General features: G+C 62.8%; 26 protein-coding genes. 7 read left to right on the top strand and 19 right to left on the bottom strand.

All coding sequences use genetic code 11. The features are described 5' to 3' along the window. Positions 1-55: 55 nt before the first annotated feature. The 4 genes from glyS to OVA00_RS15090 form a co-directional block, all read right to left on the bottom strand. Positions 56-2221, bottom strand: a complete 2166-nt coding sequence (gene glyS, locus OVA00_RS15075; protein WP_060584105.1) for a glycine--tRNA ligase subunit beta — start codon at positions 2219-2221, stop codon at positions 56-58. Between the two features lie 112 nt (positions 2222-2333). Then, positions 2334-4274: a DUF2207 domain-containing protein gene (locus OVA00_RS15080; protein ID WP_268090337.1), complete on the bottom strand. Its 1941-nt coding sequence runs from the start codon at positions 4272-4274 to the stop codon at positions 2334-2336. A 109-nt stretch (positions 4275-4383) separates the two neighbouring features. Next, entirely contained in the window at positions 4384-5640 is a 1257-nt protein-coding gene (locus OVA00_RS15085) for a 3-phosphoshikimate 1-carboxyvinyltransferase (RefSeq protein ID WP_442780511.1), read from the bottom strand. 87 nt (positions 5641-5727) lie between these two features. Continuing rightward, the gene (locus tag OVA00_RS15090; RefSeq protein WP_134885807.1) at positions 5728-6276 is read right to left on the bottom strand and encodes a LemA family protein; all 549 of its coding nucleotides are present in this window, start codon (positions 6274-6276) and stop codon (positions 5728-5730) included. A gap of 247 nt (positions 6277-6523) precedes the next feature. On the opposite strand from OVA00_RS15090, the gene OVA00_RS15095 reads away from it, so the two are divergent. Next, positions 6524-6721, top strand: coding sequence for a hypothetical protein (locus OVA00_RS15095; RefSeq protein WP_034801082.1), 198 nt, complete (start codon positions 6524-6526; stop codon positions 6719-6721). Here OVA00_RS15095 and OVA00_RS15100 read toward each other — a convergent pair. The 6 genes from OVA00_RS15100 to OVA00_RS15125 form a co-directional block, all read right to left on the bottom strand. Continuing rightward, positions 6714-7280, bottom strand: coding sequence for an AAA family ATPase (locus tag OVA00_RS15100; RefSeq protein ID WP_268089272.1), 567 nt, complete (start codon positions 7278-7280; stop codon positions 6714-6716). The genes OVA00_RS15095 and OVA00_RS15100 overlap by 8 nt on opposite strands. After that, a complete protein-coding gene (locus OVA00_RS15105; protein WP_060516372.1) occupies positions 7277-8233 on the bottom strand; it encodes a glycine--tRNA ligase subunit alpha in 957 nt (318 codons plus the stop codon). Before OVA00_RS15105 ends, OVA00_RS15100 begins: the two co-directional genes overlap by 4 nt. A gap of 125 nt (positions 8234-8358) precedes the next feature. Next, positions 8359-8550: a membrane protein gene (locus OVA00_RS15110; RefSeq protein WP_034801076.1), complete on the bottom strand. Its 192-nt coding sequence runs from the start codon at positions 8548-8550 to the stop codon at positions 8359-8361. A gap of 34 nt (positions 8551-8584) precedes the next feature. Next, positions 8585-9451, bottom strand: coding sequence for a S49 family peptidase (locus OVA00_RS15115; protein WP_110818499.1), 867 nt, complete (start codon positions 9449-9451; stop codon positions 8585-8587). Positions 9452-9623: 172 nt separating this feature from the next. Next, on the bottom strand, positions 9624-10394 hold the full coding sequence (locus OVA00_RS15120; RefSeq protein ID WP_060584101.1) for a tRNA1(Val) (adenine(37)-N6)-methyltransferase: 771 nt from the start codon (positions 10392-10394) through the stop codon (positions 9624-9626). An 11-nt stretch (positions 10395-10405) separates the two neighbouring features. Beyond that, positions 10406-10627 (bottom strand): putative signal transducing protein, encoded by a 222-nt coding sequence (locus tag OVA00_RS15125; protein ID WP_034801069.1) that lies wholly within the window; start codon positions 10625-10627, stop codon positions 10406-10408. A gap of 107 nt (positions 10628-10734) precedes the next feature. Here OVA00_RS15125 and OVA00_RS15130 point away from each other — a divergent pair, with 107 nt between their 5' ends. The 4 genes from OVA00_RS15130 (at position 10735) to moaB (ending at position 15210) form a co-directional block, all read left to right on the top strand. Next, complete coding sequence (locus OVA00_RS15130) at positions 10735-11751, top strand: polyprenyl synthetase family protein (RefSeq protein ID WP_034801067.1); 1017 nt, start codon at positions 10735-10737, stop codon at positions 11749-11751. A 160-nt stretch (positions 11752-11911) separates the two neighbouring features. Further along, on the top strand, positions 11912-13747 hold the full coding sequence (locus tag OVA00_RS15135; RefSeq protein ID WP_060516379.1) for a tetratricopeptide repeat protein: 1836 nt from the start codon (positions 11912-11914) through the stop codon (positions 13745-13747). 7 nt (positions 13748-13754) lie between these two features. Then, the gene (locus tag OVA00_RS15140; RefSeq protein WP_268089273.1) at positions 13755-14666 is read left to right on the top strand and encodes a 4-(cytidine 5'-diphospho)-2-C-methyl-D-erythritol kinase; all 912 of its coding nucleotides are present in this window, start codon (positions 13755-13757) and stop codon (positions 14664-14666) included. Position 14667: 1 nt separating this feature from the next. After that, entirely contained in the window at positions 14668-15210 is a 543-nt protein-coding gene (moaB, locus tag OVA00_RS15145; RefSeq protein WP_034801059.1) for a molybdenum cofactor biosynthesis protein B, read from the top strand. A 293-nt stretch (positions 15211-15503) separates the two neighbouring features. Here the strand turns inward: moaB and OVA00_RS15150 are convergent, their stop codons facing one another. Next, complete coding sequence (locus tag OVA00_RS15150; protein WP_034801056.1) at positions 15504-16025, bottom strand: glycosyl transferase; 522 nt, start codon at positions 16023-16025, stop codon at positions 15504-15506. A gap of 175 nt (positions 16026-16200) precedes the next feature. Here OVA00_RS15150 and OVA00_RS15155 point away from each other — a divergent pair, with 175 nt between their 5' ends. Both OVA00_RS15155 and OVA00_RS15160 read left to right on the top strand, forming a co-directional pair. Continuing rightward, positions 16201-17358 carry a PA0069 family radical SAM protein gene (locus OVA00_RS15155; RefSeq protein ID WP_034801053.1) on the top strand — a complete coding sequence of 386 codons (1158 nt, stop codon included), beginning with the start codon at positions 16201-16203 and terminating at the stop codon, positions 17356-17358. A 218-nt stretch (positions 17359-17576) separates the two neighbouring features. Next, a complete protein-coding gene (locus tag OVA00_RS15160) occupies positions 17577-18227 on the top strand; it encodes a ribonuclease HII (RefSeq protein ID WP_034801051.1) in 651 nt (216 codons plus the stop codon). Positions 18228-18526: 299 nt separating this feature from the next. Here OVA00_RS15160 and OVA00_RS15165 read toward each other — a convergent pair whose 3' ends face one another. The 8 genes from OVA00_RS15165 to OVA00_RS15200 form a co-directional block, all read right to left on the bottom strand. Next, positions 18527-19012 carry a F0F1 ATP synthase subunit B gene (locus OVA00_RS15165; RefSeq protein WP_034801048.1) on the bottom strand — a complete coding sequence of 162 codons (486 nt, stop codon included), beginning with the start codon at positions 19010-19012 and terminating at the stop codon, positions 18527-18529. A 13-nt stretch (positions 19013-19025) separates the two neighbouring features. After that, entirely contained in the window at positions 19026-19643 is a 618-nt protein-coding gene (locus OVA00_RS15170) for a F0F1 ATP synthase subunit B (protein WP_034801046.1), read from the bottom strand. Between the two features lie 76 nt (positions 19644-19719). Beyond that, positions 19720-19947: a F0F1 ATP synthase subunit C gene (locus tag OVA00_RS15175; RefSeq protein ID WP_025426100.1), complete on the bottom strand. Its 228-nt coding sequence runs from the start codon at positions 19945-19947 to the stop codon at positions 19720-19722. Positions 19948-20029: 82 nt separating this feature from the next. Next, a complete protein-coding gene (locus tag OVA00_RS15180) occupies positions 20030-20782 on the bottom strand; it encodes a F0F1 ATP synthase subunit A (protein ID WP_043620932.1) in 753 nt (250 codons plus the stop codon). A gap of 60 nt (positions 20783-20842) precedes the next feature. Continuing rightward, complete coding sequence (locus OVA00_RS15185) at positions 20843-21202, bottom strand: AtpZ/AtpI family protein (protein WP_034801042.1); 360 nt, start codon at positions 21200-21202, stop codon at positions 20843-20845. 300 nt (positions 21203-21502) lie between these two features. Beyond that, the gene (locus OVA00_RS15190; protein ID WP_112975943.1) at positions 21503-22624 is read right to left on the bottom strand and encodes a cell wall hydrolase; all 1122 of its coding nucleotides are present in this window, start codon (positions 22622-22624) and stop codon (positions 21503-21505) included. 346 nt (positions 22625-22970) lie between these two features. Beyond that, entirely contained in the window at positions 22971-24872 is a 1902-nt protein-coding gene (locus OVA00_RS15195; protein WP_034801041.1) for a potassium transporter Kup, read from the bottom strand. A gap of 16 nt (positions 24873-24888) precedes the next feature. Further along, complete coding sequence (locus tag OVA00_RS15200; RefSeq protein ID WP_034801039.1) at positions 24889-25866, bottom strand: magnesium transporter CorA family protein; 978 nt, start codon at positions 25864-25866, stop codon at positions 24889-24891. Between the last annotated feature and the right edge of the window lie 85 nt (positions 25867-25951).

Here is a 25951-nt window from a genome sequence, read left to right on the forward strand (position 1 = left end):
CTTGAACGTTTGTGCGCGGGTGTGAGGCCGCCGGTCTCCCGGCGGCGACCCGGCCTTAGCCGACGATCTTCGAGAAGTCCGCGACCGTGCCGGTGGCCGAGCGGATCAGGCCGAGCAGCGCCAGACGGTTCGCACGGATTGCCGCATCATCGTCATTGACGAGTACGTCGTTGAAGAACTGGTCGACCGGTTCGCGCAGCTTGGCCAGCGCTTCCATGGCCGAACGGAAGTCTTCCTTGGCGATCGCATCGCGTGCTTCAGCCGAAGCAATTTCGACAGCCTGGTGCAGCGCCTTCTCGGCGTCGAGACGGAAGAGGCCGGCATCGACGGCGTCGGCGACGGCGGTGCCCTTCTTCTCTTCGGCTGCGAGGATCTGGGTGGCGCGCTTGGTGCCGGCCAAGAGGTTGCGGCCCTCCTCGTCGGTGATGAAGGCGGTCAGCGCTTCCACGCGGCGGGCGATCATCAGCAGGTCGTCGGCTTCCGGCGTCAGCACGGCGTCGATCAGGTCGTGACGGGCGCCGAGGTCGCGCAGATAGACCTTGAGGCGATCATGGAAGAAGGAGAGCAGATCGGCCGAAATGTCGTCCGCAAGCGCCGGCTTCTGCGCGCGCAGGGCGACGAGTGCCGTTTCGAATGCAGGCAACAGCGCCAGGCGCGCCTTGCCTTCCAGGATCAGACGGATAACGCCGAGTGCGGCGCGGCGCAGCGCAAAGGGATCCTTCGAGCCGGTCGGCTTTTCGTCGATCGCCCAGAAGCCGACGAGCGTGTCGAGCTTGTCGGCAAGCGCAACGGTCACTGCCACCGGATCGGTCGGCGCACGGTCAGAGGGACCATTCGGCTTCCAGTGGTCCTCGATCGCCGTGGCGACAGATCCGTTCTCGCCCTGAAGCAGGGCGTACTTGTGCCCCATGATGCCCTGAAGCTCAGGGAATTCGCCGACGGCTTCAGTGCGCAGATCGGCTTTGGCCAGCACGACGGCGCGGTCGACGAGCTTGGCGTCGGCGCCGGTGACCTTGGCAAGTTCACCAGCAAGCGCGCGGATACGGGCGACGCGTTCGCCCTGGGTGCCGAGCTTGGCATGGAAGGTAACGTTCAGCGCATCGAGCTTGGCCATGCGCTGATCGAGCGGCTTGCCGAGGTCCAGATTGAACTTCTTGGCGGATGCTTCCAGCGTTTCGAGATCCGGCAAGTTGCCCTGGTCGCGGTGCCAGAAATGCGCTGCGTCCGAAAGACGGGCGCGCACGACCTTGCCGTTGCCATGCACGATCTCCTTGCCGCCGTCCTTCGCCTCGATGTTCGAGACCAGGATGAACTTGTTGGAGAGCGTGTCGGCGCCCGGCGCGCGGGTGACGAAGCACTTCTGGTTGGTCTTGATCGTCAGCCGGATGATTTCCGAGGGGATCTCGAGATAGGCTTCCTCGAAGCTGCCCATCAGCACCTGCGGCCACTCGACGAGGCCGGAGACTTCTTCGAGCAGGCCTTCGTCTTCGACGAGCTCGAGGCCGTTGGCGAAGGCGACATTGCGGGCGTCGGCCAGGATCATTTCCTTGCGGCGCTCGCCATCGAGAACGACCTTCGCCTTTTCCAGCTTCTCGGCATAGTCGGCAAAGCGACGAACCGTGATCGCTTCCGGTGCATGGAAGCGGTGACCATAGGTGACGTTCGAGGCGACTATGCCGTCGACTTCAAACGGGATCACGTGGGTTTCCTCGGTTTCCGAACCGAAGGTGCAGACGATCGACTGCAGCGGGCGGACCCAGCGCAGCGCGCCGGGCCTGGCCGATGCCACGCCGGAACGCATCGGCTTCGGCCAGGGGAAATTGCGGATGATATCCGGCATCGCCTCGGCGATGATCTCTTCGGCGGGACGGCCCGGCTTGACGATATGGGCGACGTAGAAGTCGCCCTTCTTCGGGTCGCTATGGACGTGCGCCTCGCTGATCGAGGAAAGGCCGGCGCCGCGCAGGAAGCCTTCGATCGCCTTCTCGTTGGCGTCGGTGCGCGGACCCTTGCGCTCTTCGCGAACATCGGCGGAGCGGGCGTTGAGGCCGCGGATGTCAAGCGTCAGCCGGCGCGGTGTCCAGTACTCGCGCGCGCCCTCATAGGTCAGGCCCGCTTCGACCAGGGCATCGGTCAGCAGCTTCTTGAGGTCACCGGCCGCCTTGCGCTGCAGGCGGGCAGGAATTTCCTCGGAGCGGAGTTCGATAAGAAGATCGGGCATGGGAGTGACTTTTTCTGTTCCTGACGGTTGCGGCGGACTTAGCAATCTCTGGCAAGATTGTCACCAAGCGCCGCGATGAATTTGGTTTTCCAAGGGCAAGTGCGAGGCGGATTTACCAGCCGCCGCCACCACCGCCACCACCGCCGCCGCCGGAGAAGCCGCCGCCGGAAGAAAAGCCCGACGACGACGATTTGGGCGGCGGAGGCAGCGACGACGTCATCGTGTCCGCCATGGATCCGGCAAAACCGCCGATGCGATCGCCGAAGGTGCTCGAGCCGAAGCCGTCACCGTGATACCAGCCCGGCTGATAGGCAGCGGCCGCAGCCGCCCCAGCCGCCGCGGCAAGCAGCCAACGATCGAAGGTCTCGGTCCAGGGCTTCTCGACGCCAAGCGCCACGGCGTAAGGGAGCAGCGTCTCGAAATGCCGGGGCGACATTTCGGGCGCGCCTTGCATGTTCATCCGGTCTTTCTCGGCGAGCGTCATGTATTGCCTGAGCCCGTCGATGCCATTCATCATCCGCGTTCCGAGCGGCGTCGGCGCACCCATCAGGAAGAAGAACAGCACGTTGACGAGCACGATCGCGCCGATCACGAAGAGCAGCGGCAGTTCGTCGGTTTCGGCTGCCGAATAGAAGACGGCCGCAAGGATGGTCGAGAAGATGGTGAAGGCGACGAAGCCGATGAAGGCGACCACGACGATCGACATGATCCGGCTCATCAGGCTCCTTTCGCGGCGAAGCGACTTGCCGAAGGAGACTGCGAGGATCGAGACGAAGAAGGCGATGAAAACAGGAACGATCACCAGCGGCAGGCTGTCCTCGCTGAGATCCCCGAACAGGAACACGGCCGCAACCGCCAACACCGAAAGGATGACACCGGCGACGATGTAACCGCTGTTGGCGTGGTAGTACTTGCCGCGATGCTCGCGCTCCATGGCGTTGCGGAAATCAGCGCCGGTCGCCTGCACCCGTGTGCCATGGGCGCGGTCGATGGTGAGCTTGCCGCCAGCGGCATTGACCGCCTTCATCACGGCCGCCTCGCCGGTCGGCAGCTTTTCGTCGGGTTTCTTGCCGGTGGCGGCAATGACGATGGCGTTCTTCAGGTCTTCGAGAACCACGTGGCCCTTGACCGCGAGATTGAGTGCTGCCGCCGACAACGCGGTCCAGCCCTCACCGGAAAAGCCCCTGTTGTCGATGTAATTGACGAGCGCCGGTGAGATGCCCTCCGGCGGATCCCAGCGCGGCACCATGACGCCGCGGTCCGGGTCACGCCCGGCCCTGAGCCAGGCCTGGCTATAGTAGAGCAGGACGACGGCAAGGCCGGCACCGGCGATGACGAGCGCCAGATGGTCGTGCAGCCACCAGGCATTTTCCTGGCTGGAGGTGGGCCTGTCGATGCTGCCCTTCGGCATCTTGATGGCGATCGTCAGCCCTTCGCGCGGGTCGAGACGTCGGGTGGTGGCAAAGAAGATTTCGCTGCCGTCCCTGGATGCACGCGCATCCTTGCCGGTCGCGCCATAGCCGCCAGTGAAGTAATCGAGCGCTTCGGCCCTGACGCCGTCCGGCAGCGTCACGGTCGCACTCGCCTCGTCGATCGGGAAATCCCACTCCGTACCGGTGACGTTCCAGTAGAGTTCGTCGTGATCGTCAAAGAAGCGGATCTGCCGGCCAGTCTCGTAGGTGAACTGGAAGGTATGCTCGCCCCGCTCCAGAAAGACCTCGGCCGAACCGGTGTAGATGCGGATGCCGCCGTTGATCGTCTCGGTGCGATAGGGCTCCTCCTCACCGTCACGCTCGACCGAGAGCAGCTTGAAATCGACCTTGCTGCGCTTGCCCTTCGCGTCGGTGAAGGTCAAAGGCATGTCGCGATAGATACCGCGGCGGATCTTGTTGCCCTCGACCGTCGCCGTGATCGTCTCGGTCACCGTCATCGTGCCGTACTTGGCGACATCGATGACGGAGCGATAGGCGGAGAAGACCTCCTCCGCCCGACCGACGCCTGCCGTTGCCAGCAAAAACACCAGAACGGCAAATGCGGCAGCGAAACGGACCATGCGGATCAAGCTTTCTTCCGGTTGAGGTTCAAGACACGAGACCGGTTCTTATGGGTGAGAACGGGATGCGCGCGGAAACCGCAGACACGGCCGCACATCCCGCACGGTATCAAGGCCGGTCGCCGGTAAATTCGACGCCGAGCGAGGCGAGCGCATCCCAATAGGCCGGGTAGGTTTTGGCAACGCAGCCTGGATCTTCGATGGCGATCCCGTGGATCTTCAGGCCGGCAAGCGCAAAGCTCATGGCGATGCGATGGTCGGCGAAGGTGTCGATCGAGGCGGGCAAGGTCTGGCCGGCAAGCGTGGGATCGGAAGAGACGATCAGGTCGTCGCCTTCCTCATGCGCCAGATCCGGCCGGATCGCTGTCAGACCGAGCGACAGCGCGCGCACGCGGTCGCATTCCTTGACGCGCAGGTTGGCGAGACCGACGAAGCGCACCGGCGTCTTGTTGAAGGCGGCAAGCACGGCGATCGTCGGGATCGCGTCCTGCATCTGCGAGCCGTCGATAACGGCGGGCAGATTCGGGAAGCTCGCGATCACCGCATGGGCGCGGGCATCCGGCTGCGAGAAGGCGTCCGCCGGAACGCCGATATCGATGGCGCCGCCGGTCAGGACTTCCGCAGCCCAGAGATAGGTCGCCGCCGAAGCATCCGGCTCGATGACATAGTCGGCTGCCTTGTAGCCGGTCGGCGCGACCTGCCAGACGGAGGGGCTCAGTTGCTCGACTTCGGCGCCGAAGGCGCGCATCGCGGCAACCGTCAAGTCGATGTAACCGCGCGCGCCGATCTCGTCGCCGGCAAGCTCGATGCTGACAGGGCCCTTGGCGCCAGGAGCCGCCATCAGCAGGGCCGAGACATACTGGCTCGACAGGCCGGCATCGATGACGACGCGACCGGCCGGGAAGCCGCCGGTGCCCTTGACGATGACCGGCGGGCAGCCGGTCTCGGAGGTGACTTCGACGCCGAGCGCTCCGAGTGCCTCGACCAAGGGCTTGATCGGCCGCTTGCGCATGTGCTGGTCGCCATCGACCACGACCGTGCCATCGACGAGCGCGGCAGCAGCCGTCAGGAAGCGTGTCGCCGTTCCGGCATTGCCGAGGAACAAGGGAGCTGCCGGCGGGAGCAACTTGCCCGTGCTGGTGACGACGAAGGTCGTTTCATCCGGCTCGCTGACCTCGACGCCCATCGCGCGCAAGGCTTCCGCCATGTAGCGGGTGTCGTCGCTCTTCAAGGCACCAGTCAGCCGGCTCGTGCCCTTGGCAAGGCCGGCCAGAAGCAGCGCCCGGTTGGTGATCGACTTCGAGCCCGGCGGGCGCACATGACCGCGGAGCGGGTGGTCGGTCGGCAGGATGGTCAGTTTTTTCATGCTATCGGAGGTCATCGAATAGGTCTCTTGATGCGAATGGCGCCGCGGCGGGATCCCGCGGCGAGGAATGTTCGGGAGGCGTGGCGGTCAGAACTTGACCTGCGGCACCGCGCGGTCGGCTTCGTTGGTGATCTCGAAATAGCCGGCTTTGACGAAGCGGAAGGTGTTGGCGATCAGGTTGGACGGGAAGCTCTCGACCTTGACGTTCAAGTCACGGGCCGCACCGTTGTAATAGCGGCGCGACATCTGGATTTCGCCCTCGATCGTTTCCAGCGAGCGCTGCAGCTCGGCGAAGTTCTCGTTGGCCTTGAGGTCCGGATAAGCCTCCGCCAGCGCAAAGAGCTTGCCGAGCGCCTGGGAGAGCGCGCCTTCCGCCTGGGCCCGCCCCTCGACGTCGCCGGCTGGCACCGCCTGCGCGCGGTTGCGCATGGCGATCACCTCTTCGAACGTCGACTTCTCGTGTGCGGCGTAGCCCTTCACGGTTTCGATCAGGTTCGGGATCAGATCGGCGCGGCGCTTCAACTGCACATCGATACCGGACCACGCCTCCTCGGCGATCTGCCGCGCCTTGACGAGACCGTTATAGACGAAAACCAGATACAGAATTACGACGACGGCGATTGCCAGACCGATCATAGGGCACCCTCCAAAAACTCGCGCAGAGATTAGCATTCGCTTCTCAGCTTCAAAGCGCTTTCTGCAGCATTTGGCCAGAGAAACCTGCTCCTCCCCAATTCCCGCCTGCACCGTGAACACTGTGTTTCCCGATGCCACGCCTTTTCACGTCAAAAGACCGGCTTTCCTGTTCCATCGGGAACGGCGACCGGACCGGTGATGGGCGATAGTCGGTTCATCGAACAACCCCGGAAACGAAGTGAAGACCATGAAAACGCTCGCAACTCTCATCAACGTGATCGCCTTTACGGCGCTCTTCGTTGCCTATGCGAGCGCCCATTCTCCGGAACGGCCGAGCGGTGTTCGCCGCGCTCTTCAGACCTACTCCGGTCAGGTCTATACCGGCGCCTATCCCACAATGAAGCCGTACTGCAAGAACGACGCCGGCACGACCTTCGTCATCTGATCGCTGAAGGTTCTGCGATCCGCGCCGCGATTGCCGCTGCCGCCTCATCAGCGCCGAGCGTCGACACATCGATCTCAATCAATCGGTCGCTTCTGCCGCGTAGCAGCCGGTGCGCGCGCCGCAATCCCAGAAGAACTTCCGGATCGGTCAGCTTGTGCAACTTGCTCCGGCCGGCGCGTGTCAGGCGCTTGAGATTTTCCTCGACGTCGCAATCGATCACGACCGCAACGAAGCGAGCGCCGCGTTTTTGCGCGAGTGCGGCGCAGTCCTCGAAGGCACGCGTGTCGGTGGCATCGTCCGAGAGCGCATCGGTGAAGATGAACGACCGTTCGGCTGCCGCCCTTTCCAGGTGCTCGAACACGCTTTGGCGGACCGCCGATCGAAGCGAGCGATAAAGCGGGTCACTGCGCGCAAACAGTGCCTCGGCCGGATTGATCAGCGTGTGATTGTCGGCGAGCCGCGCGCCCAGCCTTTCAGCAAGATGGCGCGCGATCGTCAGCTTACCGGTGCCCGGCCAGCCGTTGATGTGAACGACAAGGCCGGACGGTTCTACGCTCAAGCGGCGTCCCGGTTGAGGTTCGCGCCACCGGCGTCGGTCAACAGGAAGGCTTCGCCGCAGGCCTTGGCGAGCGTGCGCACCCTAAGGATGTAGCTCTGGCGCTCGGTGACCGAGATCACGCCGCGGGCATCGAGCAGGTTGAACACATGGCTTGCCTTGATGCACTGGTCGTAGGCTGGGAAGACGCATTTGTGCAGGTGGTTGTTGCTGTGGTCGCCCGGTGCTCCGGCAGCCAGCAACGCCTGGCACTCGGCTTCCGCATCGATGAAGTGCTGATGCAGCATCGCCGTGTTGGCGTATTCGAAATTGTAGCGCGAATATTCCTGTTCGGCCTGCAGGAAGACATCGCCATAGCTGATCTTCTCCGCGCCTTCGCGACCGTTGAAGTTCAGGTCGTAGACGTTGTCGACGCCCTGCACATACATGGCGAGGCGTTCGAGACCGTAGGTCAGTTCCCCCGAAACCGGCGAGCACTCGATGCCGCAGACCTGCTGGAAGTACGTGAACTGCGACACTTCCATGCCGTCGCACCAGCACTCCCAGCCGAGACCCCAGGCGCCGAGCGTCGGGCTTTCCCAGTCATCCTCGACAAAGCGGATATCGTGCAGCAGCGGGTCGAGGCCGATCGCCTCGAGCGAGCCGAGATAGAGTTCCTGCAGGTTGGACGGGTTCGGCTTCAGGATTACCTGATACTGATAGTAGTGCTGCAGGCGGTTCGGGTTTTCGCCGTAGCGGCCATCGGTCGGGCGACGCGACGGCTGGACGTAAGCCGCACGCCAGGGACGCGGGCCCAGCGCGCGCAGGGTCGTTGCCGGATGGAAGGTACCGGCGCCCACTTCCATGTCGTAGGGCTGCAGCACGGCGCAACCCTTGTCGGCCCAGTAATTGTGGAGTGTCAGGATCAGAGCCTGAAACGAGCGCTTCGGGTTCATATGATCAGGCAGAGTGGTCATGGATCGCGTCCGGATTTCTTCTAGAAAATGTGCCGGACAGGTGCCACGCCTGATGACAGGGGTCAAGCGCTACGGCAGCAGGCGGGCAAATAGACCGCAGCCACACTGACGCGTTCCGACCGCCCTCACTCGCCGTCGCGCTTCAGCCTGTATTCGCCGGTCTCCGGGTCCTGCACCAACGTTCCCTGCGCCCCGGTCTGCTCCTCGCGGCGAGCCTGTTCGCGCTGGCGCGTCAGCTTCTGGGCATCCGCCACGAACTTGCGATAGCCGAGCCAGAAGACGAAACCTGCGATCAGGAGCAGGATGAGTTGCGGCATTTTCCCTCCAAGGACATTTCAGGCCGGGCAGGCATCAAAGCCCGAACCGCGCCCACAATGCCCTTTCCTCGATGGCTTCGGCAAGTCCCGCCGCTGCGGAAGCGGCCATTGGCTCGACCAGAGCACCGGCAATGGCCGCGCCGCTCTGCCGGCGGCCAAAAAGGCTGCGCACCGGCTGGATGAGCTCGAGCCGCGCCTTGTCGCCATAGCGCTTCTTCACCTCGCCGCGCAGATCGCCGAGACTATCGATGATGCCGAGCTCCAGCCCGCGCCGGCCGGTCCAGAAAAGGCCGGAGAAGATATCCGGATCGTCGGCGAGCAGCTGGCCGCGACGGGCCTTGACCATCTGGATGAAGGTATCGTGGATATCGAGCTGCAGGTTCTTCAGGAATGCGATGTCGTTTTCCTTTTCCGGTTGGAACGGATCGAGCATCACCTTGTTTTCGCCAGCGGTATAGACACGCCGCTCGACGCCGATCTTCTTCAGGAGTTCCGGAAAACCGAACCCGCCGGAGACAACGCCGATCGAGCCGACGATCGAGGTCGGGTCGGCAATGATCTCGTCGCCGGCAAGCGCGATCATATAGCCGCCGGATGCGGCGACGTCCTCGACGAAGATCAGCACACGCTTTTTCTTCTCCTGGGCGAGATCGCGGATGCGTTGGTAGATCAACCGCGACTGCACAGGGGAGCCGCCAGGCGAATTGACGGAGATCGCGACAGCAGGCGCGTCCTTGTTTGCGAAGGCCTTTTCGAGAAGCGGGGCCGCTGTCGCCAGGTTGAGCGCCGGCCGGAACTGACCGCCGCCGGCCATGATCGCGCCGTGGAGCCGGACGACGGGGATCGTCACGCCTTCCTTGCGAAAACGCTTGGGCAACAACCGTCTCAAGAACGTCTTCATTTCAACTCCTGCCTGCTGGGACATGCCATGATTTTGAGCCGGAACGACCGGAAATCATAGACATGACCGCGTCTCATCGGCGAAAGCGGAATGCTTCGCCCGATCGCCCGCCAGGGGCTCTTCCATGCCATGTATGCACTGATGCGGCGAACGCAATGCCGCATACGGTAAATCAGCGGCGGCGATAGGCGGCGCGGCCATTGTTGAGGTCGTCGACATGGTCTGCGAAGCGATGCCCCTCCTCGTGCATGACGAGCGGGGCGCGGAAGACCAGCCGTTTGCGACTCTGCTTGATCGCCGTCACCAGGATGCGCACGGCGTTTTCACCGACCCGCGGATGCAGCGCCGTGATCTCGATGCCGCCAAAGCGGCGGCCGCAAGCGGCGATGATCTCGGCGATCGATTCCGGCCGAGCGATCAACGACAGTTGCCCGCCGGGCTTCATGATCGCGCCCGCCGTCTTCACCCAGATCTCGAACAGCCCGTCGCTCATCGCATGGGCCTCGGCCTTGAGCGCATCCGGAGTCTTGCGGTCCGAGGCATCGTTGAAGGGTGGGTTCATGATCACATGATCGAAGCTGTCATCCGCCAGACCCGTCGCGACACGCGCCTTGCCGGTCAGTGAAACGTCGGCCTCAACGACCGAGACGCGCGAGGAAAGACGGGCGTTTTCGGCAAGCGCCAGGCTGCGGCGGGCAAACTCCGCCATAACGGGCGAGCGCTCCACCAGCACCACTTCCGCATCGTCGATCCGCGAGGCGACGGCCATGCCGGCTGCACCCGCGCCCGCACCGAGATCGGCGACCCGGCAGGGACGATCCGATGCAACGAGCGACGCAAGCAGCATGGCGTCCATGCCGGAGCGATGCCCCTGGCCGAGTGGCTGGACAACATGGAACTTGCCGCGGTGAAATGCATCGACGGTTTCGGTCGCAGCCGGCATCGGCTCCGTGCTCAAGGGCGCAACTCCGCCTCGAGCCCGGCATCGATCAGGATCCGGCGCGCCGCGTCCGCGTCTTCCTCGGCGACCAGAAAGCGACGGGGCAAGAGGCCGAGCGAGCCCTCAAGAATGCTCATCCCCTGGTCGGCGATGAGGCTTGCGATGCCGGCATCCTTCATCAGGCTCTCGGCAAAGGAGAGCACGACGGCATCGTTGGTACGGATCAATTCCTTCATCCGGCGGTTTTTCCTGTCCTATTTCAGCAAGCGGGACAATTCGCCTCTTGCCGCACGGGACACCCCTTCCTATTGTCGAAAGCGACAATGAAAACAGGAGTCCCGGTGTGGGCGTAGTGATACCGCTGGAAGACAGCAAAAACAAACAGGCGTCCGTAAAGCCGCTCGTTGATCTGACCGCTGCGGACATGGAGCGCGTCAACCAGCTTATCCTGTCGAAGGCCGGCTCCGACGTTCAGATGATTCCCGAGGTCGCCAACCACCTGATTTCTTCGGGCGGCAAGCGTCTGCGCCCGATGCTGACGCTCGCCTCCGCTGCGATGTTCGGCTACGAGGGCGACGCCCACGTCAAGCTCGCAACCAGCGTCGAATTCATGCACACCGCGACGCTTCTCCATGACGACGTCGTTGACGAAAGCGACCTTCGCCGCGGCAAATCCACCGCACGCACGATCTGGGGCAACCAGGCAAGCGTGCTGGTCGGCGACTTCCTGCTCGGCCAGGCCTTCCGCATGATGGTCGATGTCGGCTCGCTCGACGCGCTCGACGTGCTGTCGACTGCAGCTTCGGTCATCGCCGAAGGCGAAGTGCTGCAGCTCTCCGTCGCCAAGAACATGGAAACGACCGAGGACGACTATCTCCAGGTCATCCGTGCCAAGACCGCAGCCCTTTTTGCCGCCGCCGCCGAAGTTGGGCCGATCGTTGCCCAGACCAGCAAATCGGACCGCAATGCGCTGAAATCCTACGGGATGAACCTCGGCCTCGCCTTCCAGCTCGTCGACGACGTGCTCGACTATGGCGGCTCGTCGAGCGACCTCGGCAAGAATGTCGGCGACGACTTCCGCGAGGGCAAGATCACCCTTCCTGTAATCCTCTCCTATCGCCGCGGGACGGCGGAAGACCGTGCCTTCTGGCGCGAGGCGATCGAAGGCGGCGACAGCAGCGACGCGAACCTCGACAAGGCACTCGGCCTGATCAAGCGCTATGGGGGCTTGAGCGACACCATCGCTCGCGCCCAGCATTACGGCACGATTGCCCGCGATGCGCTGGCGCCGCTGCCGGCGTCTCCCTGGAAATCGGCGCTCACCGAAGTCATCGACTTCTGCATCGATCGCGTCAGCTGACGGGCTCCGGGCAGGTCAGTACAAGCGACAGGATTTTCTTGCCGCGTTGCGCCAAAAAAGCCATTCTGTTCCTCAAGAGTTGCGTTGGGCTATATGTGGCTGACTCCGAAAACAACCCTTAGTGGTGCGAAAGCCGAGCAATCGGCGCGAAAGGTTTGACATGCGGCAAAAGACGATTCTCCGCCTCCTCAGCGGCGCAGCACTGCTGGCTCTCGCTGCTGTCAGCGGCGGCTACCAGGCATTTGCCGAGGAGAAGACCGCAGCCGTCGAGGAAACTGAGCCGTTCGACATCAAGTCGGTCAATACCTTTTCCGGCGCGTTTCTCGCTGCCCGCACCGCCGATACGGACCGCGACTTCGCTTCCGCCACGGAACTCTACCGCATCGCGCTGCAGTTCGAGCCGAACAACAACGACGTCAAGCAGCGGCTGATGATCACGCTTCTGATGGCGGGCCAGTTCGACGAAGGCGCGAAGATTGCCGAGCAGTTGAAGTCCGACCCGGCCGTCGAGCGCATCACGACGGTCATTCGCGCGATCGAGGCGATCCGCAAGCGCGAGTATCGCAACGCACAGAAGCTTCTGAACTACCAGGGTCCGAACGATCTCGACCGGCTGATGAACGGACTGCTTTCGGCCTGGGCGAAATTCGGCCAGGGCAAGCCGAAGGAAGCACTCGCCGAGATTAACGGCCTTGACGGTCCTGAATGGTTCCGCGTGTTCAAGAACTATCATGCGGGCGCGATCGCGGTTGCTGCGGGTGACAAGCAGACGGCGCGCACCAGGCTCAACGATGCCATTCTCGACCGCGAGGGCGGAAGTGCCGCTCCCGACACCTTCATGCGCGCGGTCGAAGCGCTTGCCCGTTTCGAGGCGCGCGAAGGCAACAAGCAGAAGGCGCTCGATACCGTCGCCGTCGGCGAAAACATGGTCAACAACTACACGCCGCTGCAGGCGCTGAGGACCGATATCGAGAATGGTGTTCCGCAGGAACAGCAGGTCAAGAACGCCACCCAGGGCGCTGCGGCCGTGCTCTTCTCGATCGGTGCGGCACTCAACCGCGACGGCGCCGAGGACATCGTCTCGCTCTACCTGCAGACCGCGCGCCGGCTCGACCCTGACAGCGCCGACATCCTGGTCATGCTCGGCGGCATCGCCGAAAACCTGAAGAAACCGAACGAGGCGATCGAACTCTACAAGGCCATTCCCGAGACCTCGCCGATGCGGCGCGTTTCGGAACTACAGCTCGGGCTCAGCCTCGCCAGCATCGGCAAGGTCGACGAGGCGAAGAAGCACCTGAAGGCGCTCATCGACGTCGATCCGAAGAACATCCGCAACTATCTCGCCTATGGCAGCGTGCTTTCCGACGCCAAGGACTACAAGGAGATGGGCGAACTCTACGATCGCGCCGTCGAACAGATCGGCTCCGTGCCGAAGCGCAGCGACTGGACCGTATTCTTCCAGCGCGGCATCGCCTATGAGCGCCAGAAGCTCTGGGACAAGGCCGAGCCGAACTTCCGCAAGGCGCTGGAGCTCAATCCGGACCAGCCGCAGGTGTTGAACTATCTCGGCTATTCCTGGGTCGACATGAACATCAACCTCGAAGAGGGCCTGGAGATGATCCGCAAGGCCGTCGAGTTGAAGCCGGATGACGGCTATATCGTCGATTCCCTCGGCTGGGCCTATTTCCGCATGAACCGCTTCGACGACGCAGTCGTGGAACTGGAGAAGGCAGCCGAACTGATGGCCGGCGACCCGACGATCAACGATCACCTTGGCGACGCCTACTGGCGCGTCGGCCGCAAGCTCGAAGCCGTGTTCCAGTGGACGCAGACGCTCGAACTGAAGCCCGAGGAAGCCGAGATCCCGAAGATCAAGGCAAAGATCGAGAACGGCTTGCCGCCGCTCAAGGAAACGGTCCCCGCCTCCGCCGATGCCAAGGAAACCGCTCCGAAGAAGGTGACCCCGGAAGCACCGGCGCCGGACAAGAAGTCCTGACCGTTCCATGTCGGAAGGTGACATCGCGGGCTTCGCGCTGACGCGCGCAGCCCCCGCCAAGATCAATCTGGCCCTTCACGTCGTCGGCCAGCGCGCCGACGGCCACCATCTTCTCGAAAGTCTCGTCACTTTTGCCGATCGCGGCGATCGCATCGGTCTCTCGCCGGCGGATGCGGATCGCTTCACGGTTTCGGGCGCGTTTGCCGCCGCGCTGCCGATGGATGCCGGCGCGGGCGGCAACCTGGTTCTGAAGGCACGGGACCTGCTGCGCGCCGAACTGCAGGCACTTGACCCCGACACGGCCGGGCCGGTCCACCTGCATCTCGAGAAGAACCTGCCGCTCGCCTCGGGCATTGGCGGCGGATCCGCGGATGCGGCGGCGACGCTTCTTGGGCTTCTCGATCTTTGGGGCGCGACGATCGAACCCTCCCGCCTCGGCGCCATCGCGCTGCAGCTCGGGGCGGACGTGCCGATGTGTCTTGCCGGCACGCCACTGCTCGCGAAGGGGATCGGCGAGGACATTACGCCGCTTGCGGATTTCCCCGCGCTGCCGGTCGTGCTGGTGAATCCGCTCGTCGCCGTCTCGACTCCGGTTGTCTTCCGGGCCCTCGCCAACAAGACGAACCCGACGCTCGTTGCGCCTCACAGAGCCGGTACGGCGGCCGAGTGGATTTCTGCCATCGCCACGATGCGCAACGATTTGCAGCTGCCGGCAGAGGGCCTTGAGCCCGTGATCAGCACGGTCTGCAAGGCATTGACCGAAGCCGGATCGGCGCTCACGCGCATGTCGGGCTCAGGCGCCACATGCTTCGGCCTTTTCGACAGCGACGTGCGCGCGGCTGCGACAGCGCGCGCTCTTTCGGAGGCCTACCCCGGGTGGTACGTTCTCGCCTGCAGGACAGTGGGCAAAGGGAAATAGCATGGCCGGTATCGACGAAAAGCGTCCGTTCATTCCTGTCGGGATCGCCATCCTCACGGTCTCCGACACGCGCACGCGCGCCGACGACAAGTCGGGCGACACATTGGAAGCGCGGGTGCGTGACGCCGGTCATCGGCTTGAGGCGCGCGCCATCGTTTCCGACGACAAGACGAAGATCTACGATCAGGTAAAGGCCTGGACGCTCGATCCCAACATCGACGTGGTGATCACGACAGGTGGAACGGGCTTCACCGGGCGGGACGTGACGCCCGAGGCGCTGGAACCGTTGTTCGAGAAGCGCATGGACGGGTTCTCCGAAGTCTTCCACCGTATCTCCTTCGAGAAGATCGGCACCTCGACGATCCAGTCGCGGGCAACTGGCGGCGTTGCCAACGCCACCTTCATCTTCGTGCTTCCGGGTTCGCCCGGTGCCTGCCGTGATGCGTGGGACGGCATCCTCAAGCAACAGCTCGACTATCGGCACATGCCCTGCAATTTCGTGGAGATCATGCCGCGGCTCGACGAGCATCTGAAACGTGGCTGAAGAGCTTGGATCGTTCCAGCTTGGCCGACCTGTTACCTTAGTAACTGACGGTCGCTTCTCCTCTAGTTAGTCTCCAAGCGTTGACACAGCGAGGAACGACCGCCGCACGTTCTATTCCTCGCGCCGCAAGACCCTTCCGCCTCTGTCCCCCAGGCGGAATGCAATGTTGGATACGACGGGTAGCCAGAATGCTGCCCGGATAGAAATCTACCAAACAAGGTCATTTGAGAGCCGCTTGGAGGTGCCGTCCCCCCGGGACTGGCACCTTTAATTTTGCGCGCTACGAACCGGCGTTACCGCCTGGCTTCGACGGCGACCCAGGCCGGAACAAGTTCGGTCGAGAGCTTGCGGACAGAGCGGACATTCGTCATGGCATCCAGGCCCGTATTGCCGCGGGCGGCCGCAAGAGCATCGTTCTTGCGCAGGAGAAAGCCTGTCTCCAGCGGCTTTCCCCGCCGGGTCAGCCGGCGGAAGAAAGGCCTGCGATGCAGTCTCGAACCGGAGAAGCGGGCCGGTGCCTTGTTCATCGACACGTACTCGGCCAGTTCATCGATCCAGCGGCCGATCGGGCGGGCGCCCGGCTCCAGCAACATCAGCCATTCGCCACGCGCCGAACCCACCACATCGGCGAGATCCCAATCCCGGCAGAAACGGCATCCAGCGGCATCGGCCACATCGGACGAACCATCCTTCGAACCATGATCGAGGATGATCACATCGCTGACCAGCCCCTCCACGGCGCCGGCAACCAACACAGCAAGCGTCTGCGCCAGTTCGGCTTCGTTGTCGCGGGTTTCCATGATGATCGTGAGCATGGTTTCTCGTAACGCATCGGCACGGCAATTGCTACATCCAGGACATCGACCGAAGCGGTGCCTTGATCGACAAAACCGAAATTCCAATTTTTTGTTCTTGAATTGTTCCCTAATTCGCGATAGGAAAATAATCAGAACAAAACGGGATCAAATATCTGATTCCGGGGAGATTCCAATGACCGAGCTGTCTCAGATCAGGCAGGGTGCCCTTGCGCCCGCCAACACGGCAGATGTGGCCGAAGCGATGATGAGCGCAACGGGCCTCCGGATCGACATCGATCGCCGCCGGGGGCGCGGCGCCGGGATCAACATGTCCGGCAGGTTCGAACCGCGCAGCCGCGAGACGTTCGACGACGGTTGGGAAAGCCTGGAGGATCTGCCGCCGTTCAAGACCGAGGTTCAGGTCGAGAAGCCGCGCACGGTGATCACGAGGAACGAGTCTCCCGACATCTCCTTCGACCGCTCGATCAATCCCTATCGCGGCTGCGAGCATGGTTGCATCTATTGCTTCGCCCGCCCCACGCACGCGTATATGGGCCTATCGGCCGGCCTCGACTTCGAAGCGAAGCTGTTTGCCAAGCCGGATGCACCGCGACTTCTGGAGCGCGAACTGGCGCGGCAGGACTACAAGGTGAGGCCGATCGCCATCGGCACCAACACCGACCCCTATCAGCCGATCGAGAAGGAGTGGCGCATCATGCGCCAGATCCTCGAGGTGCTGCGGGACGCCAACCATCCGGTCATGATCGTCACCAAATCAGCGATGGTCACCCGCGATATCGATATCCTGGCGCCGATGGCGGAAAAGGGACTGGTGCGCGTCGGCATCTCCGTCACGACACTCGACCGGAAGCTCGCCCGCACGATGGAGCCGCGGGCCTCTACGCCGAGCAAGCGGCTGGAGGCGATACGCATGCTTGCCGAAGCGGGCATCCCGGCCGGTGTTCTCGTTTCCCCTATCATTCCGGCGCTGAACGACCACGAGATCGAGCGCGTGCTCGAAGGAGCAAGGACAGCCGGAGCAACGGAAGCAAGCTATGTCCTGCTGCGGCTGCCGCTCGAGGTCAGCCCGCTCTTTCGCGACTGGCTGCTGCGCAATTATCCGGACCGCTACCGGCACGTCATGTCGCTCATCCGCTCCATGCGTGGCGGCAAGGACTATGACGCCGAATTCGGCAAACGCATGAAGGGCGCCGGCCCCTATGCGTGGCAGATTGGCCGCCGCTTCGACCTGGCGGTCAAGCGCCTCGGCTTCAACCCGACGCGCCGGCAGCTGCGCGACGATCTCTTCGTGCCGCCGCTCGGAACGGGGGTGCAGCTCTCGCTTCTTTGAAGGCTTTCCGATCGCCTGGTAGCATCCGCAATTTCGTAATCGGCGCGCAGCGAGAGATGATCGCCCCGCACCGCCAGGCGAACCCGATGGGGGGCGCCTCAGATCGCATAGCAGTTCCGGTGCCCCTTACCCGCCGTGGGCCCCGGTAATCCCCCGTCCGCCGCCGCACTCGGACCTGGGGGCTTGAAGAGAATCGGTCGATCATGCGAATTAGACTTATGTCTCGCAGATCGTCCGATTCTCCCCTTTTTCCCGATATCATCGAAGCGCCCGATTTCAGTTTCGAGCTTTCGGCCAAGGGCGATGGTTTCTGGCCGGTCGCCGGAGCGGATGAGGCCGGGCGTGGGCCGCTCGCGGGACCGGTGGTCGCCGCCGCCGTCATCCTCGATCCGGACGCCATTCCCGCGGGCCTCGACGACAGCAAGAAGCTGACGGCGCAGGCGCGCGAAAAACTGTTCGAAGAAATCCTCGCCACGTCCGAAGTGTCGATCGCCTCGGCTTCGGCCGGCACCATCGACGCCACCGACATCCGCAAGGCAAGCCTTGAAGCCATGCGGCGCGCCGTGGCCGGCCTGCCCTCGAATGCACGCTTCGTGCTGGTCGACGGCCGTGACGTTCCGCCCGGCCTCACCTGCCACGCCAAGGCGGTCGTCAAGGGCGATGCGCGGTCGCTGTCGATCGCCGCCGCTTCGATCGTCGCCAAGGTCACCCGCGACCGCATGATGGCCCGTGCCGATCTCGCACATCCCGGCTACGGCTTCGCGCTCCATGCCGGCTATGCGACGGTGACCCACCGTCGCGCCATCGAGACCCACGGCCCCTGCCCGCTGCACCGCATGAGCTTCCGGCCGCTGCGCCGGGACGACTAACCTTTGCGCAATCCCTGACCAGCGCTACGCAGGCGTTTTCGGTTCCGCTTCCGACATATCTCGTCAACAGCTTTTCTCACGTCAAAAGCCATACCGGCGGCGCGCATGCTGACGTGCGCCACGCTAGCCCTTGAACACTGGTCCTACTTCGGCAGCCGAACCTGATGTGGCGAAACGCCTACGGAATTCTCTGACGGAGGCTGGCGCCACCCATTGGTCGGGCCAACGCGGTCTCTGCAGACAGGCATAAAAAAAGCCCCGCACGAAGCGGGGCTTTCTCCAATCGAATGTCCGAGCGCTTAGTTCAAGCGTGCCTTGACGTCGCCAAGTGCCTTCTTGAACAGATCGCTCTGGGCGCCGGCGTCCGCCTTGGCGGCAATGACCTTCTCGGCAGCGGCGATCGCGAGATCGACGGCAGCGGAACGAACCGCGTTGATCGCGTCGCTTTCGGCCTGCTTGATCTTCTGTTCCGAAAGAGCCGTGCGACGAACGACGTATTCCTCGGTCTTCTGCTTGGCTTCCGCGGTCAGCATTTCGGCTTCGCGCTGGGCGGCAGCGACGATGCCGGCAGCTTCCGCTTCGGCATCCTTGCGCTTGCGCTGGTACTCAGCGACGAGGCCCTGTGCTTCTTCGCGCAGGCGCTTGGCTTCGGTCAGCTCGTTGCCGATCTTTTCGGCGCGGGCGTCGAGCGCCTTGCCGACCATGCCCGGAACCTTGAGATAGGCAATCAGGACGAAGAACAGGATCAGGCCAACGAAGGCATAGAAAGTTGCATCAAGATGCATAGTTCAGTGCTCCTCAGTTGCCAGCCGATGCCTTGACGGCAGCGGTGATCTCGGCCTTGGTGACGGTTCCGCCGATCAGCTGCTTGACGACAGCCGTTGCGGTTTCCTCGGCGATGGCGCCGACGTCGGCCAGTGCTTTTGCCTTGATGTCGGCGATGCGGTCTTCTGCAGCCGAGATCTTCTTGGCAAGGTCGGCTTCGACGGCGGTGCGGTCAGCATTGGCCTTGGCTTTTGCGGATTCGCGGGCGTCGTCGGCGATCTTGTGACCCTTGGACTTGGCGGCTGCCAGGTCCTGCTCGTAGGAAGCGATGGCAGCGTCGGCTTCGCCCTTGAGGCGGGACGCTTCATCGAGATCCTGAGCGATCCGATCGTGACGGGTTTCCAGAATTCCGCCGATGCGCGGAATGATGACCTTCGACATCAGGAGATAGAAGAGGCCGAACGTGATCGCGAGCCAAAGCAGCTGCGATGCGAAATGGGTCGTATCGAAGGGCGGGAACACGCCGGAGCCAGCCTCGCCTTCGTGAGCCACACCCGTTTCGGTGTGCACCTCACCGGCCGCAGCGGCATCGTGTGCTTCGGCGCCTTCAGTGGTGGTTGACTGCTGGGCATAAGCCGCGGTCACAAACATGCTCACCTCCAGGTGCACTCAAGAATATGCGCGGCCGCGACCTTTTGACGGGTCGCGGCCGAAACTCCAGCCGATATTAGACGGCGAAGAGGAGGAGCAGGGCTACGAGCAGCGAGAAGATGCCCAGAGCTTCCGTAACGGCGAAGCCGAATACGAGGCGGCCGAACTGGCCGTCAGCAGCCGACGGGTTACGCAGCGCGCCAGAGAGGTAGCTGCCGAAGATGTTGCCGAGGCCGAGAGCCGTGCCGGCCATGCCGAGGCAAGCGAGACCTGCGCCGATGTACTTTGCTGCTTCCGCTTCCATGTTTGAACTCCTTCGAATGGTGTTGCGGCTTAGGATTGCGCTTCCGGCGGAGGTCCGGCCGGAAGCAAGCGACTGTTATTCCTTAGTGGCTTCCGGGATGGACAGCGTCGTTGAGGTACATGCAAGTCAGTACCGCGAAGACATAGGCCTGGAGGAAGCAGACGAGGAACTCAAGACCGGTAATGGCGACGGTCATGATGAGCGGCAGGATGGCGCCACCGATGCCGACCGCGCCGAGGGCGCTGAGCGAGGTGACGAAGCCTGCGAAGACCTTCAGCGTGATGTGGCCGGCCAGCATGTTGGCGAAAAGACGGACCGAGAGGCTGATGGGGCGGGAAAGGAACGAGATGACTTCGATCGCGACGACGAGCGGCAGAAGGACGCCAGGAACGCCATGCGGCACGAAGAGCTTCAGGAAGCCGAGACCGTGCTTGTAGAAACCGTAGAGAATGACGGTACCGATGACGAACAGCGCCAGAGCGAAAGTGACGATGATCTGGCTGGTGACCGTGAAGAAGTAGGGCATCATGCCGAGCAGGTTCGCCGTCAGGATGAACATGAACAGCGAGAACACCATCGGGAAGAACTTCATGCCGCCGCTGCCGGCACCTTCGCGCAGCATCGAGGCGATGAATTCGTAGGACATTTCCGAGACCGACTGCATGCGGGTCGGGATAAGACCGCGCTGCGACGTCGTCAGATAAAGAAAGCCTGCGGCAACACCCACGGTCGCAACCATGAACAGCGACGCATTGGTGAAGGAAAAGTCCATTCCGCCAATTTCGATCGGGACAATCTTATTGACCAGGAACTGGTGGGTCGGATCGTTTGACACCGCGCTTCTCTTTCGTTCTACCCGCCCGAGAGCGGAAACCGTTTTCTTCGGGGCAACGCCTCAGCGGGCGTCGCCGTCCTTCTTGTCATTCCCAGAACCGCCTCTTCCGGCTTCCGGTGTCGCCACCATACCGGCCGAGCGCAGCACATTCAGCACGCCAGCGCAGAAGCCGAGAAGCAGGAAGATAATCAATCCCCACGGCCCTGTACCCGCAAAGTGGTCCAAAAGATAGCCCAGAAACGCCCCGACAACGATGCCGGCGATGAACTCGCTCGAGAGCTTCATCGCCGCCGCATAACCTTTACGGCTTTCGGCGGCCCTGGCTTCCGCTACATCAGGCGTATTGGGCCTCTTGGCCTCAATCTTGTCGCCGAGCTGCTTCAGCCGCGCTTCCAGACTTTCTTCAGGTTTCTCCGCCACGTGGCTACTCCCTTGTCGTCCTTATCGGGTCTCAGACCGCGATTTCGGTCATACAATAGGCCTTCGCACAAGCCACGTTTCGGCCCCATTTGAAGTCGCGCGCAACATAGTTTTAGGCACCCGCATAGTCAAGGCGTGCAGGTCGCTTGATCGTGGACAATGTTTTCCATGAAATTCAATGGGTTAAGCACACGTTCATCGATCTTCGACAAGGTCGCGGCAGGATTCCGGCCGGAGACCGGCGGGAATCCCCCTTCCGCGTGTGCGCAGGAAAGGCGGCGGAATCGCGTCGGGCGCGGATCAGCTCCAGCCGCCGCCATAGGTGCGATAGAATATATGCATGCCGATCTTACCGACCCGCTTCATCGTCTTCGCCCACGGCGGATTGACGTAGGTTGCGTGGTAATGGGTGGCAGAGCCCACTTCCGGCAGCCAGATCTTGCCGGCGGTGACGGCCATGGCGACTTCCTTGGCGGTCTTCCAGTGCGAGCGGGAATAAATAAGGTCGCGGATCATGTCGCAGGCGAAGGAAAACTGGCAACGGTTGCGCCAGGCCTTGTTCTGATAAACAACGCCGCAGATGGTCTTCGGATAGGTGGGATTGCGCACGCGATTGAGAATCACTTGCGCGACGGCCGCCTGACCCTTGAGCGGCTCGCTACGGGCTTCGAAGTAGATGCCTTCAGCCAGGCAGGTCTGCTCTTCCTTGCTGAAGACCGACCCCGGCAATGCGGTGGCGGCCCAGGCGTGGTCGTCCGGCGCAATCTCGGGAATGAAGCGACCGGCGTTCCTGTCTTCGCGCAGGATCGAATCGAAGGGCGATTCACGCGCGTAGTCCGGCTCGAGCCGGACGTAAGCAGTCGCAAGAATGTCGGGGCGATCGTTGGTAACGAGCTTGGCCAGCATCGGCGAAACGCCGGGCTCCGCCTTTGGCGGCGTCTTCCGGTAGAAGGCGGTGGCGATCTCGATCTCCTTGCCTTCGATGCGGGACTTGGCGAAGACCATCTTCTCCCCCTCCCCCAGGCTTGGCTCTATCAGGGAGCTGGTGCGCTGCAGGATGGAGCCGGCGGAGAAATCCTTCGGCGGCGTTACGGGGGTCACGGCAACGACGCGACCCTTCTTGGCCTGACGGTTGACGCGGTCTTCGTCGGGCGTGCCCGAGTGCTTGGTTTCCGCGGTCAGCGCGACGCGGCTGCCGTCCGGCATGGTGATGCCGGCGCCGCCGTCAAGCGCGCCCGTGGTGACCGGATCGGCAAACACCATTTCGGCTTCGTGGATCGAGCCGGCCGGCGACGGCGTCATATACATGCGCCAGCGCTCGCCGCCCCGGTTGATGCCGGACAGGAAGGTCGCGAGGTCGGCATAGGCCGCAGACGAGGGAAAGCCGAGATAAAGCGCAAGGCCGATGATCGCGGGCGCCATCCAGGCGGACGGGTTCAGGCGAGACTTTAGACGTAGGTTCCGACTCTTACGCACCAACCGACTCCACGCAACGCTATCAGGCGGCACGGCTTCGCCCGCGCCGGCTATGCGCCAGCGTCGAGAATTCCGCGCGGGAAGATTAGACAATCAAGCAGCCGGACACTTCGCCGGGACTGCTCCGTTCGTGCTTTGAAAATGAAGCATTAACCTTGATGTTTGGTTAATGCGCGGTCGCTGAAAGGTGGATGCCCCCACAACGCAACGAAGCCGCCTCCCCATCGGAAGGCGGCTTCGTTGCGTTGTATATCCGGCCCATCCCGCGGCCCGGCCAAGGACCGGGCAAACGTCAGATGATCACGTGCGAGCCGAGTTCGACCACGCGGTTGGTCGGCAGGCGGAAGTAGTCCGACGGATCGATTGCCGCATTCGCAAGCGCGATGAACAACCGGTCCTGCCAGTGCGGCATGCCGCTCTCGGCATCGGGCACGAGCTTGCGGCGGCCGAGATAGAAGGACGTCGACATGATGTCGAACTTCAGACCCGACTTGCGGAAGAGACCGAGCGCCTGCGAGACGTTCTGCGTTTCCATGAAGCCGAAGCGCATTTCGAGCAATGTGAACCGGTCCGACAACGGCTGCATGCTCACCCGTTCCGACTTCGGCACCTTCGGCGTATTGGCCGTGCGGATCGTCAGGATGAAGTTCTGATTGTGCAGCACGTGGTTGTGCTTGATGTTGTGGAGCAGTGCGGCCGGCGTCGATTCCGGATCGCTCGTCAGGAACACGGCGGTTCCAGGCACGGCCACGGGCGCATGTTCGCTCTTGCGCTCGATCGACTTGATGAAGCTCGCCAGCGGAATGTCGATGTGGCGGGTCTTGGCGTGCAGGATTTCGGTGCCGCGCCGCCAGGTCCACATGATGATGATGAAGGTGGCGGCGATCAGCACCGGAACATAGCCGCCGTCGTGGATCTTCAGCATGTTGGCGCCGAGGAAGATGAACTCCAGCGCGAAGAGCGGCAACAGCACAGCGGCGGCCGCAAGCGCCGACCAGTTCCAGCGCATGCGCAGGAACTCGAAGGAAAGCACCGTCGTCACCACCATCGCGCCGGTCACCGAGATGCCGTAGGCGGTCGCCAGCGATTCGGACGAACCGAAGACGAAGACCAGCGCCATGACGCCGAACATCAGGAGCGTGTTGACGTTCGGCAGGTAGATCTGGCCCGTATGGGTCTCGGACGTATGGAAGATCGCCATGCGCGGCAGGAAGCCGAGGTGGATCGCCTGGCGCGTCAGCGAGAAGGCACCGGTTATCACCGCCTGGCTGGCGATGATGGTTGCCGCCGTCGCCAGAATGACCACTGGCAGCAGTGCCCATTTCGGGAACATCAGGAAGAACGGGTCGGACATCGCTTCCGGGTTCTTCAGGACGAAGGCGCCCTGGCCGAGATAATTGAGGGTCAATGCCGGAAAGACGATCAGGAACCAGGCCCACTGGATCGGCCGGCGGCCGAAATGGCCAAGGTCGGCGTAGAGCGCCTCTGCACCGGTCACCGTCAGGAAGACGGCGCCGAGCACGATGATGCCGACATAGCCTTCGCTGAGCATGAAGCTCACGGCGTAGTAGGGATTGAAGGCCTTGAAGATCGATAAGTCGTCGGAGATGTGCACGAAACCGATGCCGCCCATCACCAGGAACCAGACGAGCGTGATCGGACCGAAGAAGTTCGAGACCGCCGCGGTTCCCTTCGACTGCACCGCAAAGAGCATCAACAGGATGACCACCGCGATCGGCACGACATATTCCGACAGCGCCGGCGTCACCAGCTTCAGACCTTCGACCGCTGAAAGAACCGACAGCGCCGGCGTGATCATCGCGTCGCCGATAAAGAGCGCGGCACCGGCGATGCCCATGAAGAAGAGGATGGCGGCGTGGCCGTTGGCGGACTTCATCAACAGGGCAAGCAGCGACAGCGTACCGCCCTCTCCCTGGTTGTCAGCGCGCAGAAGAAACAGCACGTATTTGATCGTGACGATGATCGTCAGCGTCCAGATCATCAGCGAGATCAGGCCGATGATCTCCGCATCGGTCACACCGTCATGGGAAACCGGGCGCAACGCTTCGCGAAAGGCATAGAGCGGGCTGGTGCCGATATCGCCATAGACGACACCGATCGAACCAAGCCCGAGGACCAGCAGACGGCGCAGGTCCTTCGGCTCATGAGTGGAAGGGGCATGCGATTGGGTCATGCAAACCTACTGGCGTTCAAAGCCAGCCTTTCCAGCGGAAAAAGAAAAAGGGGATCACGGCCGATATCACCATCGCCGCGATCGCCCAGGGATAACCGAATTGCCATTCCAGCTCGGGCATGACGCGGAAGTTCATGCCGTAGACCGAGGCGACCAGCGTCGGTGGCAGAAGCACGACCGACGCGATCGAGAAGATCTTGATGATGGCGTTCTGCTCGACGTTGATCAGGCCGAGCGATGCATCGAGCAGGAAGGTAATGTTGCCGGAAATGAACCCGGCATGTTCGGACAGCGATTGGATGTCGCGCGAAATCGAGCGGCAGAGTTCGCGCGTTTCCTTGTCGTCCTGCACCTGCGGAACGGTGTAGACGAATGTCAGCAGGCGCGAGAGCGAGGCGAGGCTGTCGCGGGTCTTGGCGACCAGACGATGATGCCCGGCAACGTCGCGCAGGCGCGCCTCGAGAAAATGCGGCGGGCGGCGCTTGCCGGCGGCCTTGTCGCCGAAGACGGCGATCGACAGATCGTCGATCTTGGTCACGGCCTCTTCGAGAATTTCGGCGGTCCGGTCGGCGATCGTTTCCAGGAGCCGGGTCAAAACCACCGCGCCGTCTCGGCAATTTCCGGGGAAGCGGTGCATCGACGCCTTGAAGAGGGCGAAGGATCGGGGCTCGGCATAGCGGATGGTGACGAGCCGGCTACCCGCCAGGATAAAGCCGATGTCAGTCAGGCCGGGTATCTCCGTGTCCGAACGAAACACCAGTGACGCCGTCATGAACACGGCGTTCTCCTCGATATAGAGACGGCTCGAAGGCTCGATGTCCTTGAGGTCGTCGCGCGTCGGGATGGAAATGCCGAGCAGCTTTTCCATCATCAGATCTTCCGCCTTGTTCGGCTCGACCAGATCCAGCCAGATGAGGTCCGAACGCAAACTCTCGGGCGGATCGGCGGGCGTCAGGACGACGGCCGTGCCATCGGCGCAATAGCCGGTGATCATGCGAGCGTCCTCGTCATGCCAACCTTAGGGTCGAATGGAAGAGGCGAAAGGTCGTGCGCCACAAAATACCCACAATAGAGATCCA

Origin of the sequence: Ensifer sp. SL37 (assembly GCF_026672675.1) — a bacterium.
Taxonomy (GTDB): Bacteria; Pseudomonadota; Alphaproteobacteria; order Rhizobiales; family Rhizobiaceae; genus Ensifer; species Ensifer adhaerens.

Bases quoted from the DNA above. Each gene is read 5' to 3' on its own strand.
- OVA00_RS15080 (WP_268090337.1), bottom strand. From the start codon at position 4,274: ATGGTCCGTTTCGCTGCCGCATTTGCCGTTCTGGTGTTTTTGCTGGCA.
- OVA00_RS15170 (WP_034801046.1), bottom strand. From the start codon at position 19,643: ATGTTTGTGACCGCGGCTTATGCCCAGCAGTCAACCACCACTGAAGGC.
- OVA00_RS15155 (WP_034801053.1), top strand. From the start codon at position 16,201: ATGACCGAGCTGTCTCAGATCAGGCAGGGTGCCCTTGCGCCCGCCAAC.
- OVA00_RS15085 (WP_442780511.1), bottom strand. From the start codon at position 5,640: ATGAAAAAACTGACCATCCTGCCGACCGACCACCCGCTCCGCGGTCAT.
- OVA00_RS15120 (WP_060584101.1), bottom strand. From the start codon at position 10,394: ATGCCGGCTGCGACCGAAACCGTCGATGCATTTCACCGCGGCAAGTTC.
- OVA00_RS15115 (WP_110818499.1), bottom strand. From the start codon at position 9,451: ATGAAGACGTTCTTGAGACGGTTGTTGCCCAAGCGTTTTCGCAAGGAA.
- OVA00_RS15200 (WP_034801039.1), bottom strand. From the start codon at position 25,866: ATGATCACCGGCTATTGCGCCGATGGCACGGCCGTCGTCCTGACGCCC.
- OVA00_RS15090 (WP_134885807.1), bottom strand. From the start codon at position 6,276: ATGATCGGTCTGGCAATCGCCGTCGTCGTAATTCTGTATCTGGTTTTC.
- OVA00_RS15095 (WP_034801082.1), top strand. From the start codon at position 6,524: ATGAAAACGCTCGCAACTCTCATCAACGTGATCGCCTTTACGGCGCTC.
- moaB (WP_034801059.1), top strand. From the start codon at position 14,668: ATGGCCGGTATCGACGAAAAGCGTCCGTTCATTCCTGTCGGGATCGCC.
- OVA00_RS15105 (WP_060516372.1), bottom strand. From the start codon at position 8,233: ATGACCACTCTGCCTGATCATATGAACCCGAAGCGCTCGTTTCAGGCT.
- OVA00_RS15140 (WP_268089273.1), top strand. From the start codon at position 13,755: ATGTCGGAAGGTGACATCGCGGGCTTCGCGCTGACGCGCGCAGCCCCC.
- OVA00_RS15110 (WP_034801076.1), bottom strand. From the start codon at position 8,550: ATGCCGCAACTCATCCTGCTCCTGATCGCAGGTTTCGTCTTCTGGCTC.
- OVA00_RS15165 (WP_034801048.1), bottom strand. From the start codon at position 19,012: ATGCATCTTGATGCAACTTTCTATGCCTTCGTTGGCCTGATCCTGTTC.
- OVA00_RS15160 (WP_034801051.1), top strand. From the start codon at position 17,577: ATGTCTCGCAGATCGTCCGATTCTCCCCTTTTTCCCGATATCATCGAA.
- OVA00_RS15195 (WP_034801041.1), bottom strand. From the start codon at position 24,872: ATGACCCAATCGCATGCCCCTTCCACTCATGAGCCGAAGGACCTGCGC.
- OVA00_RS15190 (WP_112975943.1), bottom strand. From the start codon at position 22,624: ATGGCGCCCGCGATCATCGGCCTTGCGCTTTATCTCGGCTTTCCCTCG.
- OVA00_RS15175 (WP_025426100.1), bottom strand. From the start codon at position 19,947: ATGGAAGCGGAAGCAGCAAAGTACATCGGCGCAGGTCTCGCTTGCCTC.
- glyS (WP_060584105.1), bottom strand. From the start codon at position 2,221: ATGCCCGATCTTCTTATCGAACTCCGCTCCGAGGAAATTCCTGCCCGC.
- OVA00_RS15125 (WP_034801069.1), bottom strand. From the start codon at position 10,627: ATGAAGGAATTGATCCGTACCAACGATGCCGTCGTGCTCTCCTTTGCC.
- OVA00_RS15135 (WP_060516379.1), top strand. From the start codon at position 11,912: ATGCGGCAAAAGACGATTCTCCGCCTCCTCAGCGGCGCAGCACTGCTG.
- OVA00_RS15150 (WP_034801056.1), bottom strand. From the start codon at position 16,025: ATGCTCACGATCATCATGGAAACCCGCGACAACGAAGCCGAACTGGCG.